The sequence below is a fragment of the Stenotrophomonas sp. GW821-FHT09E08 genome, from assembly GCF_059416125.1.
The window spans coordinates 1-17,809 of record NZ_JBWKOO010000015.1; the positions used below are offsets into that span (position 1 = coordinate 1).

The 17,809-nt window shown below is 66.9% G+C and carries 20 protein-coding genes and 2 tRNA genes; 10 read left to right on the forward strand and 12 right to left on the reverse strand.

From position 1 onward, the window contains the following. Nucleotides 1-2 precede the first annotated feature (2 nt). From AC07M7_RS16695 to AC07M7_RS16730, 8 genes are all read right to left on the reverse strand, one after another. Nucleotides 3-76, reverse strand: a tRNA-Arg gene (locus AC07M7_RS16695). Next, a complete protein-coding gene (locus AC07M7_RS16700; RefSeq protein ID WP_136638833.1) occupies nucleotides 67-993 on the reverse strand; it encodes an alpha/beta hydrolase family protein in 927 nt (308 codons plus the stop codon). Before AC07M7_RS16700 ends, AC07M7_RS16695 begins: the two co-directional genes overlap by 10 nt. Further along, entirely contained in the window at nucleotides 990-1,799 is an 810-nt protein-coding gene (thiD, locus tag AC07M7_RS16705) for a bifunctional hydroxymethylpyrimidine kinase/phosphomethylpyrimidine kinase (protein WP_295378007.1), read from the reverse strand. Before thiD ends, AC07M7_RS16700 begins: the two co-directional genes overlap by 4 nt. Nucleotides 1,800-1,863: 64 nt before the next feature. After that, nucleotides 1,864-2,532 (reverse strand): YoaK family protein, encoded by a 669-nt coding sequence (locus AC07M7_RS16710; protein WP_495207889.1) that lies wholly within the window; start codon nucleotides 2,530-2,532, stop codon nucleotides 1,864-1,866. Nucleotides 2,533-2,545: 13 nt separating this feature from the next. Next, complete coding sequence (locus tag AC07M7_RS16715) at nucleotides 2,546-3,052, reverse strand: hypothetical protein (protein WP_253078913.1); 507 nt, start codon at nucleotides 3,050-3,052, stop codon at nucleotides 2,546-2,548. Beyond that, complete coding sequence (locus AC07M7_RS16720) at nucleotides 3,049-4,449, reverse strand: PhoH family protein (protein WP_012510694.1); 1,401 nt, start codon at nucleotides 4,447-4,449, stop codon at nucleotides 3,049-3,051. Before AC07M7_RS16720 ends, AC07M7_RS16715 begins: the two co-directional genes overlap by 4 nt. 84 nt (nucleotides 4,450-4,533) lie before the next feature. After that, a complete protein-coding gene (locus AC07M7_RS16725; RefSeq protein WP_046986013.1) occupies nucleotides 4,534-5,013 on the reverse strand; it encodes a peroxiredoxin in 480 nt (159 codons plus the stop codon). A gap of 78 nt (nucleotides 5,014-5,091) precedes the next feature. Continuing rightward, on the reverse strand, nucleotides 5,092-5,652 hold the full coding sequence (locus AC07M7_RS16730; protein WP_012510695.1) for a glycine cleavage system transcriptional repressor: 561 nt from the start codon (nucleotides 5,650-5,652) through the stop codon (nucleotides 5,092-5,094). 164 nt (nucleotides 5,653-5,816) lie between these two features. Here AC07M7_RS16730 and dapA point away from each other — a divergent pair, with 164 nt between their 5' ends. Then, nucleotides 5,817-6,710, forward strand: a complete 894-nt coding sequence (gene dapA / locus AC07M7_RS16735) for a 4-hydroxy-tetrahydrodipicolinate synthase (protein WP_046986014.1) — start codon at nucleotides 5,817-5,819, stop codon at nucleotides 6,708-6,710. A gap of 32 nt (nucleotides 6,711-6,742) precedes the next feature. Beyond that, complete coding sequence (locus AC07M7_RS16740; protein WP_046986015.1) at nucleotides 6,743-7,258, forward strand: hypothetical protein; 516 nt, start codon at nucleotides 6,743-6,745, stop codon at nucleotides 7,256-7,258. Nucleotides 7,259-7,445: 187 nt separating this feature from the next. Here the strand turns inward: AC07M7_RS16740 and fdxA are convergent, their stop codons facing one another. Next, on the reverse strand, nucleotides 7,446-7,769 hold the full coding sequence (gene fdxA, locus AC07M7_RS16745; RefSeq protein WP_005409054.1) for a ferredoxin FdxA: 324 nt from the start codon (nucleotides 7,767-7,769) through the stop codon (nucleotides 7,446-7,448). A gap of 191 nt (nucleotides 7,770-7,960) precedes the next feature. Between fdxA and AC07M7_RS16750 the strand changes: the two genes are divergently transcribed. Continuing rightward, nucleotides 7,961-9,385 carry a sugar porter family MFS transporter gene (locus AC07M7_RS16750; RefSeq protein WP_253078912.1) on the forward strand — a complete coding sequence of 475 codons (1,425 nt, stop codon included), beginning with the start codon at nucleotides 7,961-7,963 and terminating at the stop codon, nucleotides 9,383-9,385. Nucleotides 9,386-9,716: 331 nt separating this feature from the next. On the opposite strand, the gene AC07M7_RS16755 is transcribed toward AC07M7_RS16750, so the two are convergent. Next, nucleotides 9,717-9,791, reverse strand: a tRNA-Glu gene (locus AC07M7_RS16755). A 49-nt stretch (nucleotides 9,792-9,840) separates the two neighbouring features. Between AC07M7_RS16755 and pcnB the strand changes: the two genes are divergently transcribed. The 7 genes from pcnB (at nucleotide 9,841) to pgi (ending at nucleotide 15,949) form a co-directional block, all read left to right on the forward strand. Further along, the gene (gene pcnB, locus AC07M7_RS16760) at nucleotides 9,841-11,220 is read left to right on the forward strand and encodes a polynucleotide adenylyltransferase PcnB (RefSeq protein ID WP_046986017.1); all 1,380 of its coding nucleotides are present in this window, start codon (nucleotides 9,841-9,843) and stop codon (nucleotides 11,218-11,220) included. Between the two features lie 3 nt (nucleotides 11,221-11,223). Then, nucleotides 11,224-11,709 (forward strand): 2-amino-4-hydroxy-6-hydroxymethyldihydropteridine diphosphokinase, encoded by a 486-nt coding sequence (folK, locus tag AC07M7_RS16765; RefSeq protein ID WP_447781127.1) that lies wholly within the window; start codon nucleotides 11,224-11,226, stop codon nucleotides 11,707-11,709. A gap of 34 nt (nucleotides 11,710-11,743) precedes the next feature. Continuing rightward, nucleotides 11,744-12,559, forward strand: coding sequence for a 3-methyl-2-oxobutanoate hydroxymethyltransferase (panB, locus tag AC07M7_RS16770; RefSeq protein WP_482998564.1), 816 nt, complete (start codon nucleotides 11,744-11,746; stop codon nucleotides 12,557-12,559). Further along, entirely contained in the window at nucleotides 12,556-13,395 is an 840-nt protein-coding gene (gene panC, locus AC07M7_RS16775) for a pantoate--beta-alanine ligase (protein WP_295377992.1), read from the forward strand. Before panB ends, panC begins: the two co-directional genes overlap by 4 nt. 71 nt (nucleotides 13,396-13,466) lie before the next feature. Continuing rightward, nucleotides 13,467-13,970, forward strand: coding sequence for a hypothetical protein (locus tag AC07M7_RS16780; RefSeq protein WP_495207890.1), 504 nt, complete (start codon nucleotides 13,467-13,469; stop codon nucleotides 13,968-13,970). Nucleotides 13,971-14,057: 87 nt separating this feature from the next. Continuing rightward, on the forward strand, nucleotides 14,058-14,438 hold the full coding sequence (panD, locus tag AC07M7_RS16785; RefSeq protein WP_004153087.1) for an aspartate 1-decarboxylase: 381 nt from the start codon (nucleotides 14,058-14,060) through the stop codon (nucleotides 14,436-14,438). After that, nucleotides 14,435-15,949: a glucose-6-phosphate isomerase gene (pgi, locus tag AC07M7_RS16790; RefSeq protein WP_046986021.1), complete on the forward strand. Its 1,515-nt coding sequence runs from the start codon at nucleotides 14,435-14,437 to the stop codon at nucleotides 15,947-15,949. The genes panD and pgi overlap by 4 nt, the downstream gene beginning before the upstream one ends. A 49-nt stretch (nucleotides 15,950-15,998) precedes the next feature. Here the strand turns inward: pgi and AC07M7_RS16795 are convergent, their stop codons facing one another. Together AC07M7_RS16795 and AC07M7_RS16800 are read right to left on the reverse strand one after the other, a co-directional pair. Then, nucleotides 15,999-16,568 carry a response regulator transcription factor gene (locus AC07M7_RS16795; RefSeq protein WP_253078907.1) on the reverse strand — a complete coding sequence of 190 codons (570 nt, stop codon included), beginning with the start codon at nucleotides 16,566-16,568 and terminating at the stop codon, nucleotides 15,999-16,001. After that, on the reverse strand, nucleotides 16,565-17,791 hold the full coding sequence (locus AC07M7_RS16800) for an ATP-binding protein (RefSeq protein WP_295377985.1): 1,227 nt from the start codon (nucleotides 17,789-17,791) through the stop codon (nucleotides 16,565-16,567). Before AC07M7_RS16800 ends, AC07M7_RS16795 begins: the two co-directional genes overlap by 4 nt. Between the last annotated feature and the right edge of the window lie 18 nt (nucleotides 17,792-17,809).

The window sequence follows — 17,809 nt, forward strand, 5'->3', positions numbered from 1 at the left end:
GGTGCGCCCGGAGAGATTCGAACTCCCGACCGCCTGGTTCGTAGCCAGGTACTCTATCCAACTGAGCTACGGGCGCCCTGCGACAGGAGCGGAATTATGCGGATCCCGGCGCGGACCGTCAACAGTTTTGTGAAAATTTTCACCCAACTGAATGAAAAAGCTGTCAGCCACGGCGTCCGGTGCCTTCAGCCAGGCGAAGTGATCGGCACGCGTGCCCAGCTCCTGCGCGGAAAGCACGTGCAGCTGCGCGGCCACATTCGGCAGCTTGGCCAGCAACGTCTGCATCGATCCGGTCGGTGCCAACCAGTCGTGTTCCATCAGCACCGCCTGTGCGCTGCCATGCACGCGTGCCATCTGTGCGTCGAGATCTTCGGCCATGCCCGCGGCGGCGTAGTGATTGTTCAGGCCCACGCGCGCCCAGTCGGCGATCAGCCCGCGTGCTTCGGTGCCACCAAAGCCCAGGCGACGGCCATGCAGCACGCCTTGACGCTGTGCGATCCACGGCAGGAAGCGATAGACCAGCGGCAGCAGCCAGCCGCGTGGCGGCGGGAAGCTGCGCCAGAACGGTGAGCCACTGGCGGCCAGCCACAGCCGATTGAAGTGCTGCGGATGGCGACCGGCGTGCACGCAGGCCAGCTGCCCACCCAGGCTGTGGCCACCGATGATCCAGGGCAGGGCGCCTGCTTCGTCATCCGCTGCGGCCAGTACGCCCTGACTGCTCGGCAGATCCTGATCGAGTACTTCGCGATAGCCCCAGTCCTGCGTGCGTGACGGACGTAGCGAGCTGCTGCCGTTGCCGCGCCACTCGTGCAGGTATACCGCCACGCCCTTCGCCGCCAGCGCCTGTGCCAGCGGCAGGTAATGGCGTGCGGCCACACCCAGTGCTGGCAGCCACAGCAGGCGCGCGATGGGCTGTGCGGGCACGCAGGCGATCACTTCGTAGCGATGGCCATCAGTGCACTGCACGGCAAGGACGTCCGGTGCGAGGCTCATGCGTGAGGCGCCGCGCCGAAGTGGTCGAGCACCAGCACCTCGCTGCGGCCAGGCGCGTAGCCCTGCTGCAGCCCGCGTGCGACGTAGTCGATGCCGGCTTCGCAGGCGTTGGCCAGGCTCAGGCCGTTGCACAGCTGCGCGGCGATGGCTGAGGCCAGCGTGCAGCCGGTGCCGTGTGCGTCCAGCGGCAGGCGAGCGTGGATGAATTCTTCGCTGCTTACGCCGTCGAAGTAACGGTCGATCACCCGGTTGCCTTCATGCAGGTGCCCGCCCTTGATCAGCACTGCGCCGGCGCCGAGGCCGAGCAGTGCGGCAGCGGCCTGTTCGGCGTCATCGCCGTTGCTGATCTTCCGGCCCACCAGCAGTTCTGCTTCGGGGGTATTCGGGGTGATCAGCGTGGCAAGCGGAATCAGGCGCTCACGCATCGCCTGCAGCGCGCTGTCTTCAAGCAGGCGAGCACCGCTGGTGGCGACCATCACCGGGTCCAGCACCACATGCGGCGGCCGGTGGCGCTCCAGTGCGTCGGCGACGGCGTTGATCACTTCGGCATTGGCCAGCATGCCGAGTTTCACGGCGTGGATGTCGAAGTCGTCGAAGCAGGCGTCCAGCTGTGCACGCAGGAAGTCGATCGGTGGCACGTGCACGGCAATGACGCCGCGGGTGTTCTGCGCTGTCAGCGCAGCGATCGCCGAGAGGCCGTGCACGCGGTGCGCGGCGAAGGCTTTGAGGTCAGCCTGGATGCCGGCGCCGCCGCCGGAATCGGAGCCGGCGATGGTCAGGGCGGAAACGGGAGTGGTCGGGCTCATCAGGTGATTGTGCCGTGGTCCAGCAGGGGAAGGTAGATCCACGCCATGCGTGGATGCCTTTGATTCAATGCCGCCAGCGCGCCCACTGCTGGTACACCACATAGCCCAGCCCTGTCAGCCCGGTCAGCAGGGCGGGGGCGAGCAGGGCGTCGTACTGCCAGCGCATGAACAGCCAGGCGCCGATGACGCCGCCGGCGAGGAAGCCGCTGATGATCAGGCCGCTGAGGGTCAGTCGGCGCACCTGCAAAGGCAACCCGCGCAGCAGGTGGCCGAGGCCGATGCCGAGGTCGGTGAACATGCCGCTGAGGTGGGTGGTGCGCACCACCGCGCCACTGAAGGTGGTAGCCATCGCGTTCTGCAGGCCGCAGGCCATGGCGGCGGCCAGCGCACCCCAGATCTGATGCTGTTCGAACAGCGGGATGGCGACCAGCAGCAGTGCCGATTCCAGTGCCAGTGCCACGCCATAGCGGCGGCCAAGCTGCAGGGCACTGTCCTGGATCAGCAGTCCGCTGAGCATCGCGCCCAGCGCGAACGCGATCAGCAGCCCCCACAGGTGGCCGGCCGCACGCCAGTCGCCCTGTGCCAGCGCCATGCCCAGCTGGCTGGTGCTGCCGGTCATGTGGCTGACGGCCTGGTGTTCGAACCCCAGGAAGCCAACCACATTGACCATGCCGGCCACGCATGAAAGCGCGACCGCGCCGATCCAGACCCAGGTGGGCAGGCGTATTCCCATCGGCGGGGCCCCCTCAGGGCCCGCCGAAGCCGCCGTTGAACTGCAGCTCGCTGAAGGTGTTGCTGGCGGGATCGAACACGGCGCCCCAGAACTGCGTGCCGCCATCGCAGACGCGGATCGCCTCACGGGCCGGATTGATGCTGCCATCGTCAGGCAGGTGGAAGGCGTTGATGTAGATCAGCCGCTTGCCTGCGCTTTCGATGCCGACGTACTGGCGATCGAAGTCCAGCACCTTGGGAACCTGTGCTTCCAGCGAAGGCAGCTTCGCTTCCAGCTGGTCGATCTGCTGCCGGCTGGGTGCCCAGTAGCCGCTGACCCGCCCGGCCTCGCGGCCGGGGCTGGCGCGCGAGCAGGTGTCGAGCACCTGCGCGGCGATGATCGGGCGGGTGACCACCCAGGACTGGCCGGTACGCTCGGCGGTCGGCACGCTGGCCGGGCCGCGCGTGGTGGTGCAGGCGCCGAGCACGGCTGCGAGGGTGATCGCAGCCGTGGGCAGCAGCAGGCGGGTGCAGCGGTTCACAACACCTCCGAGGCGTAGTCGGCCAGGCGCGAGCGCTCGCCACGACGTAGTGTGATGTGCGCGCTGTGCGGCCAGTTCTTGAAACGGTCCACCGCGTAGGTCAGGCCCGAGGTGGTCTCGGTCAGGTACGGGGTGTCGATCTGCTCGACGTTGCCCAGGCAGACGATCTTGGTGCCGGGGCCGGCACGGGTGATCAGCGTCTTCATCTGCTTCGGGGTGAGGTTCTGCGCCTCGTCCAGGATCAGGTAGCGCGACAGGAAGGTGCGGCCGCGCATGAAGTTCATCGAGCGGATCTTGATGCGGCTGGCGAGCAGGTCGTTGGTGGCCTGGCGGCCCCAGGTGCCGCCTTCCTGGTTGTGCGTGAGCACTTCCAGGTTGTCGGTCAACGCGCCCATCCATGGCGTCATTTTCTCTTCCTCGGTGCCGGGCAGGAAGCCGATGTCTTCGCCGACGCTGACGGTGGCGCGGGTCATGATGATCTCGCGATAGCGCTGCTGGTCCATCGTCTGTGCCAGGCCGGCGGCGAGGGCCAGCAGGGTCTTGCCGGTACCGGCGGTGCCGAGCAGGGTGACGAAGTCGATTTCCGGGTCCATCAGCGCATTGAGCGCGAAGTTCTGTTCGCGGTTGCGCGCGCTGATGCCCCATACGGCGTGACTGCCGTGGCGGAAATCATCGACCAGCGACAGCACCACCTTGCCATCGCCGACCACGCGGCTGACGCGCAGCTCGACTTCGTCTTCGCCGGGCAGGTAGACGTACTGGTTCGGGTACCACTCTTCGCCGTCCTGCGCCTGGATTTCGTAATGGGTACGGCCCTTGTCGCTCCAGCTGCGCAGGTCATCGCCGTGGCGCTTCCAGAAGTCTTCCGGCAGCTCGGTGGCGCCGGTGTAGAGCAGGCTGAAATCATCCAGCGCGCGGTCGTTCTCGTAGTCCTCGGACACGATGCCGGCGATCGCTGCCTTGATCCGCAGGTTGATGTCCTTGGAAACGAACACCACCGGGATCTCAGGTGTCTCTTCCTTCAGGGCCAGGATCGCGCCGAGGATGGCGTTGTCCGGGATCACCTTGCCGAAGCTCTTGCCGGCGTCGAAATGGCTGGTCTGGAAGCGCAGCAGGCCCACGCTCTGCTTGCCGCGCAGCTGCAGGCCCTGCGGCCGCTGCAGCGGAATGCCGTCGGCCAGGTTGTCCAGGCCCGAGGCCTGCACCAGCTCGTTGAGGAAGCGGCTGACCTGGCGCGCATTGCGGCTCGCCTCGGTGGTGCCCTTCTTGCCGTTGTCCAACTCCTCGATCACCTGCATGGGCAGGTAGACGTCGTGCTCCTCGAATTTGAACAGCGCGGTGGGATCGTGCATCAGCACGTTGGTATCCAGCACGTAGATGCGCTTGCCTCGGGTCATCGTCGATTCCTGGTTACGGACAGGGGAAAACCATCACGGCCTGCTGCGGGGCAGGGTGATGGCAGACACAGTAGGCAGTGGGACTCACTTGGACTGGGAGGCCTTCAGTTCGGCGAGAACGGCATCGGCATGGCCGGCGACCTTGACCTTGCGCCAGGACTGCACGATGCGGCTGTCGGGGGAAATCAGGAAGGTGCTGCGCTCGATGCCACGTACCTGCTTGCCGTACATGTTCTTCATCTTGATCACGTCGAAGGCGCTGCACAGCGCTTCGTCGCCATCGCTGACCAGCGGGAACGCAAAGCCCTGCTTGGCACAGAAATTGTCGTGCGACTTCACCGAATCGCGCGAGACGCCGAGCACGACTGCGCCTGCCTTCCTGAACTTCGGCAGCAGCGCGTTGAAGTCGATGCCTTCGGTGGTGCAGCCGGGGGTGCTGTCTTTCGGGTAGAAGTACAGCACCAGCCATTGGCCGGCGTAGTCGCCGAGGGTGGCCTGTTCGCCGCCGGACAGTGCCAGCGGCAGGGAAAGAGTGGTGCTGTCCAGGGTGTCGCCGTTGTTCATGAGGTCCTTCTGTCGAGCCTGGGTTCTTTCCAAGACAATTGCATGAAACGCCACGCGCCTGTGAGAGACGCGCGAAATTCAGAACTTCATCGGGTCCATGATCGCGTCCAGGTTCAAGTGGTCGCAGAACTCGAGGAAATCGTCGCGCAGCGCGGCGATGTGCATGTTGGCCGGCACGCCGATGGTGACCTGCGCGCTGAACATTTCCGCACCGGTCTGCATGGCGCGGTAACGCGTGCTCTGCAGGCTCTCGATGGTGATGCCCTGGCGGTCGAAGAAGTCGGCCAGCTGGAACAGGATGCCCGGCTTGTCGGCGGCGATCACCTCCACGATGTACGGCAGCAGGTTGGACTGCGCCTGCTTGGCAGCGGTGCGGTACCAGACCAGCTTCAGGCCTTCTTCGCGCTCCAGCCGGGTCAGCATCGCTTCCAGCTTGGCCACCGAATCCCAGGAGCCGGTGGCCAGGGCGGTGACGGACACATCGCGACCGACCGTGGCCAGGCGCGCGTCCACCAGATTGCAGCCGCTGTCGGCAATGCGGCGGGTGACGGACAGCAGGGGGGACTCCGGATGCGTCGTATAGGCGTTGATCAGGAGGTGGTTTTCGCTCGGCGCGGGGCGCGGGGTGGTGTCGGTCAAGGCGATTCCGGGTAATGCATGCGTTAGTCTGAATGCCCGCCAGAGGCGGGGATCCACCGGTGTCCAGCATACTTGCCCGTGGTTTCGCGCCGCAAGTAACATTCAAGTCGCCCCCGGCCTTTCGTGGCGGGCGTTTTCCCTTTCCAGCCAAGAGCAGCACGTCCTTGTCCCTTTCCGGCCTCATCACCGCGCTGGCGACCCCGTTCCGGGCCGACGGCGCCCTCGATCCCGACGGTTGGCAGCGCCTGCTGCACCTGCAACTGGAAGGTGGCGTCCATGGCGTTGTCGTAGCTGGCTCGACCGGCGAAGCGGCAACCCTCACCGATGCCGAGTACGACCAGCTGCTGGCCAGCGCGGTCGAGCGTATCGGCGGCCGCATTCCGGTCATGGCCGGTACCGGCCTGTCGGGCACCGCCAAAACCATCGAACAGACCCGCCGCGCCGCCGCGCTCGGTGCCAGCCACGCGCTGGTGGTCACCCCGCCGTATGTGCGGCCGACCCAGGCCGGATTGATCGCGCACTACCGTGCCGTTGCCGACCAGGGCGGGTTGCCGGTCGTGCTGTACAACGTGCCTGGCCGTACCGGTTGCGACATGCAGCCGGAGACCGTGGCCGAGCTGGCCAGCCATCCCAACATCGTCGGCATCAAGGAGGCCGTGGGTGACACCGGCCGGGTGCAGGCGCTGCTGGCGCTGCGCAGCGCGCAGTTCGCCGTGCTCAGTGGCGATGACGGTACTGCCGCGCGTTCGATCCGGGCTGGCATCGATGGCCTGATCTCGGTCGGTTCCAATGTGCTGCCGGGCGCCTACCGCCGGATGTGCGAGCTGGCGGCCGCCCACGACCACGAAGCTACCGAATCATGGGATGCGCGCCTGCAGCCGTTCCATGAGTTCTGTGGCGTCGAGCCGAATCCGATCCCGGTCAAGGCGCTGCTGCGCCGCATCGGCATCGGCCACGACCTGCGCCTGCCGCTGCTGCCGTTGTCGGCAGCGCATCATCGGGCTGCCGATCACCTTGCCGGCGACATCGCCGCCCTCGAAGCCCTTTCCAGCCACTGACCTTCCGTCTTGGTCTGACCCAGGAGATTCACATGCGTCAATCCGTTTCCACTGTCCGCGTGCTGTCCTACGCCCTGCTTGCTGTGGCCGTCGCCGCCGGCACCACTGGTTGCTTCAAGCGTGGCGTCAAGGGCGACTATGCCCTGGCCCCGGAAATGCGTCCGCTGGAAGTGCCGCCGGACCTGAACCTGCCGGCGACCACCGGTGATAACAAGGTGCCGACGCTGGCGTCGGCGACCAAGCCGGCTGCGCCGGTTGCGGCGGCTCCGGCTGTGGGCAACACCGGTTTCACCATTGCCGGTGGCAAGGATGAAGCCTTCGCCAAGGTCGGTACCGCGCTGGAAGGCGTGGAAGGCGTGACCATCGCCAGCCGCGCGCAGCTGCTGGGCTCGTACGATGTGGCCTATGAAGGCAGCAACTTCCTGGTGCGTGTGGTTGCCGTCGACGCCGGCGCGTACATCTCCGCGGTCGACCCGCGTGGCCTGCCGGCCACCGCCGAGGCCCCGGTGAAGCTGATCGCCGCGCTGAAGGCGAAGCTGGCGCAGTAAGCGCGGGTCGGGTGGGGGCGGGCCCAGGTCCGCACCTGCCCGGGTAGAGGCCGACCTTGGTCGGCGCTCCTGTGCCAACCAAGGTTGGCGGCTACCGCATTACCTGCCTTGGTCGGCGACGTCCGCCAGGACCAGGAACGGAAAAGGGCGCCGATGGCGCCCTTTTCCTTGCCGCAACAAGCGCTTCTCAGCGCTCCAGCAGCTTCAGCTTGTCCGGCTTGCCGTCCCATTCGCCGGCGTCGGCAGGCGGGTCCTTGCGCACGGTCAGCACCGGCCATTCTTTGGCCAGCTCGGCATTGAGGGCGACGAAGCCTTCCTGGCCGGCGGGGACATCATCCTCCGGGAAGATCGCATTGACCGGGCACTCCGGTTCGCAGAGGGTGCAGTCGATGCACTCATCCGGGTCGATCACCAGGAAGTTCGGGCCTTCGTGGAAACAATCCACGGGGCACACTTCCACGCAATCGGTGTGTTTGCACTTGATGCAGTTTTCGGTGACGACAAAGGGCATGGGCTGGGGGTGGATCGATTCCTGAACCCGACAATTCTAGAACAGGTTGGCCCCCGGTGTCGGCGCAGGGCGGAAAACGGGCGTCTGGCAGGCCCGGGCGTGGCCGGTTGGCGGCAGGGCAACGCCCATGCGACGCTGTGGCGCAGCCGGTCATTCGTGATGGCCGGTACCCCTTCCCAGCAGGTACGTCCATGTCCCAGATCCAGACCGGATCCGCCTTGCACCGCGGTGAGAACACCGCGTTCATCGTCCTGATCAGCTGCGTGGCCACCCTTGGTGGATTCCTGTTCGGCTTCGACAGTGGTGTCATCAACGGCACGGTCGACGGCCTGCGCCAAGCCTTCAATTCCAGTGAGGCGGCGCTGGGCTTCGAAGTCGCCTCGATGCTGCTGGGCTGCGCGATCGGTGCATTCCTGGCGGGTTGGCTGGGCGACCGCCTGGGCCGTCGCGGCGTACTGATCGTGTCCGCGCTGTTGTTCCTGATATCGGCGCTGGGTGCCGGTGCTGCCCATGCCTCCTGGCTGTTCATCGCCGCTCGCGTACTCGGCGGGTTCGCAGTGGGCGCGGCCAGTGTGATGTCGCCGGCCTACATCGCCGAGGTGGCGTCGGCACGCTATCGCGGTCGCCTGGCCACGGTGCAGCAGATGGCGATCATCTGCGGCCTGTTTGCCGCCTTCCTCAGCAATTACCTGCTGGCCCGTGCCGCCGGGGCCTCCACCGAGCCATTGTGGCTGGGGCATGAGGCCTGGCGCTGGATGTTCTGGATGCAGGCGCTGCCGTCGGGTCTGTTCCTGCTGCTGTTGCTGGTGATCCCGGAGAGCCCGCGTTTCCTGGTGCTGAAGGGCCGGCAGGCGCAGGCAGGGGTGGTGCTGGCACGGTTGTATGGCGATGGTGCGGCGGCGGCCAAGCAGGCCGAGATCGAAGCCAGCCTGGCCCAGGACCAGCACAAGCCGCGCTTCGGCGATCTGCTCGACAAGGCCACCGGCAAACTGCGCCCGATCCTCTGGGTGGGCATCGGCCTGGCGATGTTCCAGCAGCTGGTCGGCATCAACGTGGTGTTCTACTACGGCGCAGTGCTGTGGCAGGCGGTGGGCTTCTCGGAAAGCGACGCGCTGCTGATCAATGTGCTGTCCGGTGGACTGAGCATCGGCGCCTGCCTGCTGACCGTGCTGCTGATCGACCGCATCGGGCGCAAGCCGCTGCTGTGGATCGGCTCGGTCGGGATGTCGGTGGCACTGGTGTTGATGGTGGTCGCCTTCGCCAGCGGCAGCCTGGTCGACGGTCGCCTGCAGCTGTCCGATGGCATGGGCAGGCTGGCCCTGGTTGCGGCCAATGCCTACGTGGTGTTCTTCAACATGTCCTGGGGCCCAGTGATGTGGGTGATGCTGGGCGAAATGTTCCCCAACCAGATCCGCGGCCCGGCGCTGGCGGTGGCGGGTGCGGCGCAATGGACCTCGAACTTCGCCATCACCGTGACCTTCCCGATGCTGCTGGCTGGCATTGGCCTGGCCGGTGCCTACGGCATCTATATGGTCGTGGCGATCCTTTCGATCTTCTTCGTCGTCCGCTACGTGCGCGAGACCAAGGGCAAGGAACTGGAGCAGATGGAAGGCTGACGGCTGGCCTGCCGCCTCTCGACACATTTCGTGTGGCGGACGCAGGTCTGCGGGTCGGGATTGAGTTGGCTGCGGCGGAGCGAGGCTGTTCGTGCCGCCGTCGCGGGAAACTGTCAGGAGGGGGCGGGCCACCCTGGCCTGGACCGTTGGCGCCATGGATGGCGCCATCGAGCACCATGGATGGGCTTTTGCGTGTCCAGGCCAGGGTGGCCCGCCCCCTCAAACGCAGAAGCAGGCAGGCGCCACAGCGACCAAGCACCCGACGCCACAAACCCAGGAAAACAGAAAAGCCCGCACAAGGGCGGGCTTTTTCGGTTCCTGCTGCGGCGACTGGTGCTCCCTAGGGGACTCGAACCCCTGTTTTAGCCTTGAGAGGGCCACGTCCTAACCACTAGACGAAGGGAGCAGTGTGTCGCTGCCGATGCAGGAGCGCTAGTATATGCACCTCGATGCCATTGGGCAATCCCGAAACTTCAACCGGAAGCGCCAACATCATTTCCTCTGCTCCATCACCGTTCAGCCTGCGCGTCATCCCGCGCGACCAGCACACGATCTCCCGCAAGGACATCAGCCCGAACGCCCTGCGCGTGCTTTATCGCCTGCGCGATGCCGGCTTCGGCGCCTACCTTGTGGGTGGCGCGGTGCGCGACCTGCTGGTCAATGGCCAACCCAAGGATTTCGACGTGGCCACCGATGCCACGCCCGAGCAGGTCAAGCAGTTGTTCCGCAACTGCCGCCTGATCGGCCGCCGATTCCGCCTGGCCCATGTTGTGTTCGGCCGCGAGATCATCGAAGTGGCCACGTTCCGTGCCAACAGCGATGACGGCAGCGGCGACCGCGAGATGGAAAACGGCATGCTCGTGCGCGACAACGTGTACGGCACCATCGAAGACGACGCCATCCGCCGCGACTTCACCTGCAACGCCCTGTATTACGCCATCGAGGACTTCTCGGTGCGTGACTACACCGGCGGCTTCGAAGACGTGCAGGCGCGCCTGATGAAGCTCATTGGCGATCCGGTGCAGCGCTACCAGGAAGATCCGGTGCGCATGCTGCGTGCAGTGCGCCTGGCGGCCAAGCTCGGCTTCCAGATCGAAGAGGGCACCGCCACGCCGATCCCGCAGCTGGCCAGCCTGCTCAACGAGGCAGCGCCGGCGCGCCTGTTCGAGGAAGTGCTCAAGCTGTTCCTGTCCGGGCACGGCGTGGCCAGCTTCGAAGGCCTGGAGCGTTACGGCCTGCTGGACGTGCTGTTCCCGGAAAGTGCCAAGGCCCTCAAGTCCAACCGCACCGGCGCGCTGCGCCGCATGCTGGTGGAAGGCCTGGCCAATACCGATGCGCGCGTGGCCAATGACGAGCCGGTCTCGCCGGCGTTCCTGTTCGCGCTGCTGCTTTGGCCGGCGTACTGCCGTGCACAGGCGACCCTGCTCAAGCAGGGCGTGGCGCCAGAAGAAGCGCAGCGCCGTGCCGCCGACCGCGTCACCGTGCAGCAGCTGAGCACCATCGCATTGCCGCGACGCTTCTCGCTGCCGATGCAGGAGATCTGGCTGCTGCAGTCGCGCTTCGGTTCGCGCCAGCGCAAGCGCGTGTTCCGTACCCTGACCCACCCGCGCTTCCGCGCCGCGTTCGATTTCCTGGCCCTGCGCCAGGTGGCCTCGGCCGAGCACGAGGCTGATGTGGCGTTCTGGCGTGAAGCGCAGGCGCAATCCGGGCATGAGCTGGAATCGTCGCTGGATTCGCTGCACCACGAGGGCGTTGACGAAGAGGGTGGGGCACCGCGCAAGCGCCGCCGTCGCCGTCGCCGTCCGGGCGCCCCCGCCGGTGCTGCGGGCGAGTAAGCGATGACCCTTGCCTGGATCGGCCTCGGCGCCAACCTTGGCGACGCGGCTGCGACCGTCCGCGCAGCGATTGCTGCGCTGGACGGCCTGCCTGGCACCCGCGTGGACAGGGCGTCGCGCCTGTACGCCACGCCCGCCTGGGGCAATGAAGATCAGCCGCCGTTCGTCAATGCGGTGGCTGCGGTCGAAACCGATCTGCCGGCCAACGAACTGCTGCAGGCGATGCTGTTGCTGGAGCGGCATTTCGGCCGCGTGCGCGATCCGCAGGTGCACTGGGGGCCGCGCGCGCTGGATCTGGACCTGCTGCTGCATGGCGCGCAGGTGATCGATCAGCCTGGCCTGCAGGTGCCGCATCCCTACATGCACGAGCGCGCCTTCGTATTGGTACCGCTGGCCGAAATCGCGCCGGATCTGGCCATCCCCGGCCACGGCCGCGTGCAGGATGCAGTGATGCGGGTGGATGCCTGCGGGATCGCGCCGATAGGGTGATAATGGCCGGGTTATCTCCCCCGGTTATCAGCACATGAGCACCCACGCAGACAGCAAGCCCTGGACCGTTCCCGCCCTGGCCGAGGCCAAGCGCAATGGCCAGAAGCTGGTCATGTTGACCGCCTACGACGCCGGCTTCGCCCGCACCTTCGATGCCAACGGCGTCGACCTGATCCTGATCGGCGATTCGCTGGGCATGGTCGTGCAGGGTCATGACTCCACCTTGCCGGTGACCGTGGCCGACATGGTCTACCACACCCGCGCCGTGGCCCGCGTGCTGCGGCGTGCGCTGCTGGTGGCCGACCTGCCGTTCGGCGCCGATGCCACCCCGGAGCGCGCGCTGGATGCCTCGCTGCAGCTGCTGCAGGCCGGCGCGGAGATGGTCAAGATCGAAGGTGCCGGCTTCAAGGTCGACATCATCCGCTACCTGGTCGAACGCGAGATTCCGGTCTGCGCGCATCTGGGCCTGACCCCGCAGTCGGTGCTGCGCCTGGGCGGCTTCAAGATCCAGGGCCGTGGCGATGCCGCGCGCCAACTGGTGGAAGATGCCAGGGCCGTGGCCGCTGCAGGCGCCAGCATCATGGTGCTCGAATGCGTGCCGACTCCGGTCGCTGCTGAAGTCACCGCTGCGGTGGACGTGCCGACCATCGGCATCGGTGCCGGCCCGCAGTGCGATGGCCAGGTGCTGGTGCTGCACGATTTCCTCGGCCTGGACAGCGGCCATCGCCGTCCGAAGTTCGTCAAGGACTTCCTCGCCGAAGGCGGTTCGGTGGCCGGTGCCACCCGCGCTTATGCCGACGCCGTGCGCGACGGCAGCTTCCCCGACGAACAGCACGCCTACGCCCAATGATCCAGACCTTCAACGAGCTCGGCGCACTGCGCGGGCAGATCGCCGAGTGGAAGCGCGAAGGCCTGCGCGTTGCGCTGGTTCCGACCATGGGCAACCTGCATGGGGGCCACCACTCGCTGGTGACCCTGGCCCGCCAGTACGCCGACAAGGTGGTGGCAAGCATCTTCGTCAACCCGACCCAGTTCGGCCCCAACGAAGATTTCAGCCGTTACCCGCGCACGCCCGAGGCTGACGTGGCCGGGCTGGAGCAGGCTGGCTGCGATGCGGTGTGGCTGCCCAGTGTCGAGGCGATGTACCCGCTGGGCGTGGACAAGACCACGCGCATGCACGCGCCGGGTGTCAGTGAAGTGCTGGAGGGCGCCAGCCGCCCGGGTCACTTCGATGGCGTCTGTACGGTGGTCGCGCGCCTGTTCCTGCAGGTGCAGCCGGACGTGGCCGTGTTTGGTCGCAAGGACTACCAGCAGCTGGCCGTCATCAAGCAGATGGTGGCCGAGCTGTCGTTCCCGATCCAGATCGTCGGCGCGGACATCGTGCGTGACGACGATGGCCTGGCCAAGAGTTCGCGCAACCAGTATCTGAGCGCCGAACAGCGCCCGGTCGCGACCCGCATCCATCGCACCCTGCTGGGCATGCGCGAGGGCTACGTGGCTGGCCAGTCGCGCGCGCAGATCGAGGCCGAGGCAGCCGCCGCGCTGCAGGCGGATGGTTTCCAGGTCGACTACGCCGTGTTGCGCACGCCGGAACTGGCCGAGCCGACCTTCGATGGCGGCGGCCGTGTCGCGCTGATCGCCGCGCGCCTGGGTACGACCCGGTTGATCGACAACCTGGAATTCTGAGCCGCTAAGCGCAGCATGGAAGGGCGCCCGCAATGGGCGCCTTTCACCTTCCCACGGACGGGAGACCGGAAATGAACACCCCAACCACTGATACCGGCCGCCTTGCCCAGGCCTCGATCCTGGCGGTGCTGGCGGCCGGCATGCTGCCGGCCCAGCTGTTTGGCGGCCTGTTGTTTGCGCTCGAATTCCGGCGCACACCGGTGCCCGCGCTCACCGGCGGTGGGTTGATGTTCGTGCTGGCCGCCTGCAACGCCATCGCCGTGCTGCTGCCGATGGCGCTGATCCTGCAGTCTCAGCAGCGCCTGCGCCTGCGCCGGATCGGGTTCGTTCTGGTCGGGTTTGGGCTGGGGGCGTTGGCCATGGCCACGTGCGCCTGGCCGGGCGCGGATAGCGGCCCGCTGCTGCAGCGCCTGCGCTATGTCGACACCTTCGACGTGATCAGCTACGGCCTGACGGTGCTGGCCGCAGGGGGCTTCGGCGTGGTCGCCGGGCTGGCCTTCCACACGGTGTTCCGCCTGTCGCTGCACGGCACTTCCGGCGCTGTCCCGGCAGTCCCGCCGGACGAGCGCGCCTGAACGGCCTTCAGCGTCCTGCCGCAGGCCCCTGACGACAGCCAAGCGGGTGCTAGAATCCGCTCTTTCCTTTGCCGTTGCAGCGCCCCCATGCACCTGTCCCTGCTCAAGACCAAGATCCACCGCGCCACCGTCACCCATTCCGAGCTGAACTACGAAGGCTCGATCGCCATCGATGACAACCTGCTGGCTGCCACCGGCATCCGCGAGTTCGAGCAGGTGCACATCTGGGACGTGACCAACGGTGCGCGCTTCTCGACCTATGCCATCCGCGCCGAAGCCGGCAGTGGCGTTGTCTCGCTCAACGGTGGTGCCGCGCGCCACGTGCAGGTCGGTGACATCATCATCATCGCCGCGTTTGCCAGCATGACCGAGCAGGAAGCTGACAGCTTCAAGCCGAAGCTGGTGTACGTTGATGGCAACAACCAGATCTCCCACACCAACGACACGATCCCGACACAGGCCGCATGACAACGAACAACGGATTCGACTCGCTGCATTCCCACGCCCAGCGCCTGAAGGGCGCAAGCATTCCCGGCCTGCTCGCCGCCGAACCCGGCCGTGTACAGGAGCTGGCGCTGCGGGTTGGTCCGTTGTATGTCAATTTCGCCCGGCAGAAGTACGATGCCGCGGCGTTGCAGGCGTTGCTGGCGCTGGCTGCCGAGCGTGATGTCGGCGCTGCCATCACCCGCCTGTTCCGTGGCGAACAGGTCAACCTGACCGAAGGCCGCGCCGCACTGCATACCGCGCTGCGTGGCGATGTGGTCGATGCGCCGGTGGCGGCCGAGGCCTATGCCACCGCGCGCGACATCCGCCAGCGCATGGGCGTGCTGGTACGTGCGCTGGAAGACAGCGGCGTCACCGATGTGGTCAGCGTTGGTATCGGCGGTTCCGATCTCGGTCCGCGGCTGGTCGCTGATGCGCTGCGTCCGGTCACCGGTGCGCGCCTGCGCGTGCATTTCGTGTCGAACGTGGACGGCGCCGCCATGCAGCGCACACTGGCCACGTTGGATCCGGCGAAGACCGCCGGCATCCTCATCTCAAAGACCTTCGGCACGCAGGAAACCCTGCTCAACGGCCAGATCCTGCACGACTGGCTGGGTGGCAGCGAGCGCCTGTACGCAGTCAGCGCCAATCCGGAACGTGCGGCCAAAGCCTTTGCCATCGCCGCCGATCGCGTGCTGCCGATGTGGGACTGGGTCGGTGGCCGCTATTCGCTGTGGTCGGCAGTTGGTTTCCCGATCGCGCTGGCGATCGGTTTCGAGCGATTCGAACAGCTGCTGGAAGGCGCGGCGCAGATGGATGCGCACGCACTGGATGCACCGCTGGAGCGCAACCTGCCGGTGCTGCACGCCCTGACCGACATCTGGAACCGCAACCTGCTGGGCCATGCCACGCATGCGGTGATGACCTACGACCAGCGCCTGGCGCTGCTGCCGGCCTACCTGCAGCAGCTGGTGATGGAAAGCCTGGGCAAGCGCGTGCAGCGTGACGGCCAGCCGGTCACCACCGATACCGTGCCGGTGTGGTGGGGCGGGGCAGGCACCGACGTGCAGCACAGCTTCTTCCAGGCGCTGCACCAGGGCACCAGCATCGTTCCGGCCGACTTCATCGGCTGCGTGCACAACGATGATCCGTACACGATCAATCACCAGGCACTGCTGGCCAACCTGCTGGCGCAGACCGAGGCGCTGGCCAATGGCCAGGGCAGCGACGATCCGCATCGCGATTACCCGGGCGGCCGCCCAAGCACGCTGATCCTGCTCGACGCGCTGACCCCGCAGGCGCTGGGTGCGCTGATCGCGATGTACGAACACGCGGTGTACGTGCAGTCGGTGATCTGGAACATCAATGCCTTCGACCAGTTCGGTGTCGAGCTGGGCAAACAGCTGGCCAGTGGCCTGCTGCCGGCGCTGCAGGGCGAGGACGTGACGGTTGCCGATCCAATGACCCGCGAGATCCTGGCGCAGCTGAAGGGCTGACGCGGGCGGGGAATGCCGCCGGGCCATGCCCGGCGAATACGACGACGCATCACCGGCTCGGGTCGCGTTCCGGGCTCGGCCGCTTGGCCAGCTTGCGCTGCAACGAACGCCGGTGCATGCCCAGCAGGCGCGCGGCCGCCGACACATTGCCGCCGGTCTCGTGCATCGCCTGCTGGATGTGTTCCCACTGCAGGCGGCTGATCGGCGTCATCGCATCGGGCACTTCCATTTCGCCATCGTCGGCCGGACCATCGTCTTCCTCGCCGAGTGCGCGCAGGATCATTGGCACCGTGGCCGGCTTCGGCAGGTAGTCGTCCGCACCGAGCTTGATCGCCTCCACCGCGGTGGCGATGCTGGCGTAGCCGGTCACCAGCAGGATCCGCATGTCCGCGCGCAGGGTGCGCAATGGCTGGATCAGGGCCAGGCCGGAATCGCTGCCCAGTTTCAGGTCGATCAGCGCGAACGCCGGCGGATGCTGGCGGGCCAGCGCCAGTGCACTGGCGGCGTCCTGCGCGGTCTGCGTTTCCAGCCCCTTGCGGGCCAGGCTGCGCTGCAGCGTACGAAGGTACAGCTCGTCGTCGTCGACCAGCAGGCCCAGGGTGGAATGGTGAAGGCTCATGGGGTGTCCTCGCGTGGGGCCAGCGGCAGGCGGAAGCCGACGCGGCTGCCGGCCCCCTGGGCCGGGCGCATCCACATCTCGCCGTCGAGGCGTTCGATGGTGGCATGGGACAGGGCCAGGCCGACGCCCATGCCCTCGCTCTTGCTGCTGCCGAACAGCTTGCCCGGCAGGACGGCGGCACGGGCGTCGAAGCCATGGCCGTAGTCGCGGACTTCGCCGATCAGGTCGTCGCCTTCGATGCGCAGGTCCAGGTCCACGCGCGGCCGGCCGGCCTGTTCGCCGGCATCGGCGGCATTGTTGAGCAGGACCATCAGCAGATGGCCCACGCCCGGATCCAGCGGCAGCCGCAACGGCGCATCGTCGTTGCGATGCAGGTCGATGGTCGGGCGCACCAAACGCCACTGCTCCAGCACCTGCTGGGCGCTGGAATGGCTGCGTCCCGGTGCATCGGCCGAGGCCGGCGCGGCCAGCGCCAGCACCCGTTCACGGCACTGCACCAGCAGCTCGCGCAGGGTTTCCATGTCTTCGCGTACTTCCGGCTCTTCGCTGCGCTCGGCGACGTCATCGGCGAGCAGGGTCATGGTCGCCAGCGGCGTGTTCAGTTCATGCGCCACCGAGGCTGCATGGGTGGCCAGGGCGACGATGCCCTCGTTGCGGGCGAAGCGCTCGCGCAGTGCCGACAGTTCAAGCTCACGCTGGCGCAGCGCCAACGCCAGGCGGGTGGAGAAGGTCAGCACGACCGCAGCGGAAATCAGGAAATTGGCGACCACGCCCCAGCGGTTGAGGTCCTGCCCGCGGAAATAACCGTCCGGCAACGGCTGCCCGAAAATGCCGCTGGCGGCATAGCCGAGCAGGCAGGCCAGTGCCACCGCCAGCGCCCAGCGCAGGGGCAGGGCGAACGCGGCCAGCGCGATCAGGATCAGGAACAGCGAGCTGAACGGGTTGGCCATGCCGCCGCTCCAGCCCACCATCCAGGTCAGGATGATCACGTCCACCAGGATGTGACCGAATGCGGTCAGCGGCGCTGTGTCGGCCGCTTCCGGGCGCAGCTGGGTATAGATATTGAACAGGGTCAGTACGGCCACGCCGGCCCACAGCGGCAGCTGCGGCAACGGCAGGCCCAGCACCCAGGTGGCGACCAGGATCGTGGCGGCCTGGCCACCTACGGCAAGCCAGCGCAGGCTGCACAGGGTTCGGAGAAACGGGGCGTCGGGACCGGTCATTCACGCTCATCGTATGCG

Bases quoted from the DNA above. Each gene is read 5' to 3' on its own strand.
- fdxA (WP_005409054.1), bottom strand. From the start codon at position 7,769: ATGCCCTTTGTCGTCACCGAAAACTGCATCAAGTGCAAACACACCGAT.
- AC07M7_RS16780 (WP_495207890.1), top strand. From the start codon at position 13,467: ATGAACACCCCAACCACTGATACCGGCCGCCTTGCCCAGGCCTCGATC.
- AC07M7_RS16750 (WP_253078912.1), top strand. From the start codon at position 7,961: ATGTCCCAGATCCAGACCGGATCCGCCTTGCACCGCGGTGAGAACACC.
- thiD (WP_295378007.1), bottom strand. From the start codon at position 1,799: ATGAGCCCGACCACTCCCGTTTCCGCCCTGACCATCGCCGGCTCCGAT.
- AC07M7_RS16720 (WP_012510694.1), bottom strand. From the start codon at position 4,449: ATGACCCGAGGCAAGCGCATCTACGTGCTGGATACCAACGTGCTGATG.
- pgi (WP_046986021.1), top strand. From the start codon at position 14,435: ATGACAACGAACAACGGATTCGACTCGCTGCATTCCCACGCCCAGCGC.
- panB (WP_482998564.1), top strand. From the start codon at position 11,744: ATGAGCACCCACGCAGACAGCAAGCCCTGGACCGTTCCCGCCCTGGCC.
- folK (WP_447781127.1), top strand. From the start codon at position 11,224: ATGACCCTTGCCTGGATCGGCCTCGGCGCCAACCTTGGCGACGCGGCT.
- panC (WP_295377992.1), top strand. From the start codon at position 12,556: ATGATCCAGACCTTCAACGAGCTCGGCGCACTGCGCGGGCAGATCGCC.
- AC07M7_RS16700 (WP_136638833.1), bottom strand. From the start codon at position 993: ATGAGCCTCGCACCGGACGTCCTTGCCGTGCAGTGCACTGATGGCCAT.
- AC07M7_RS16795 (WP_253078907.1), bottom strand. From the start codon at position 16,568: ATGAGCCTTCACCATTCCACCCTGGGCCTGCTGGTCGACGACGACGAG.
- AC07M7_RS16710 (WP_495207889.1), bottom strand. From the start codon at position 2,532: ATGGGAATACGCCTGCCCACCTGGGTCTGGATCGGCGCGGTCGCGCTT.
- AC07M7_RS16800 (WP_295377985.1), bottom strand. From the start codon at position 17,791: ATGACCGGTCCCGACGCCCCGTTTCTCCGAACCCTGTGCAGCCTGCGC.
- panD (WP_004153087.1), top strand. From the start codon at position 14,058: ATGCACCTGTCCCTGCTCAAGACCAAGATCCACCGCGCCACCGTCACC.
- AC07M7_RS16740 (WP_046986015.1), top strand. From the start codon at position 6,743: ATGCGTCAATCCGTTTCCACTGTCCGCGTGCTGTCCTACGCCCTGCTT.
- AC07M7_RS16725 (WP_046986013.1), bottom strand. From the start codon at position 5,013: ATGAACAACGGCGACACCCTGGACAGCACCACTCTTTCCCTGCCGCTG.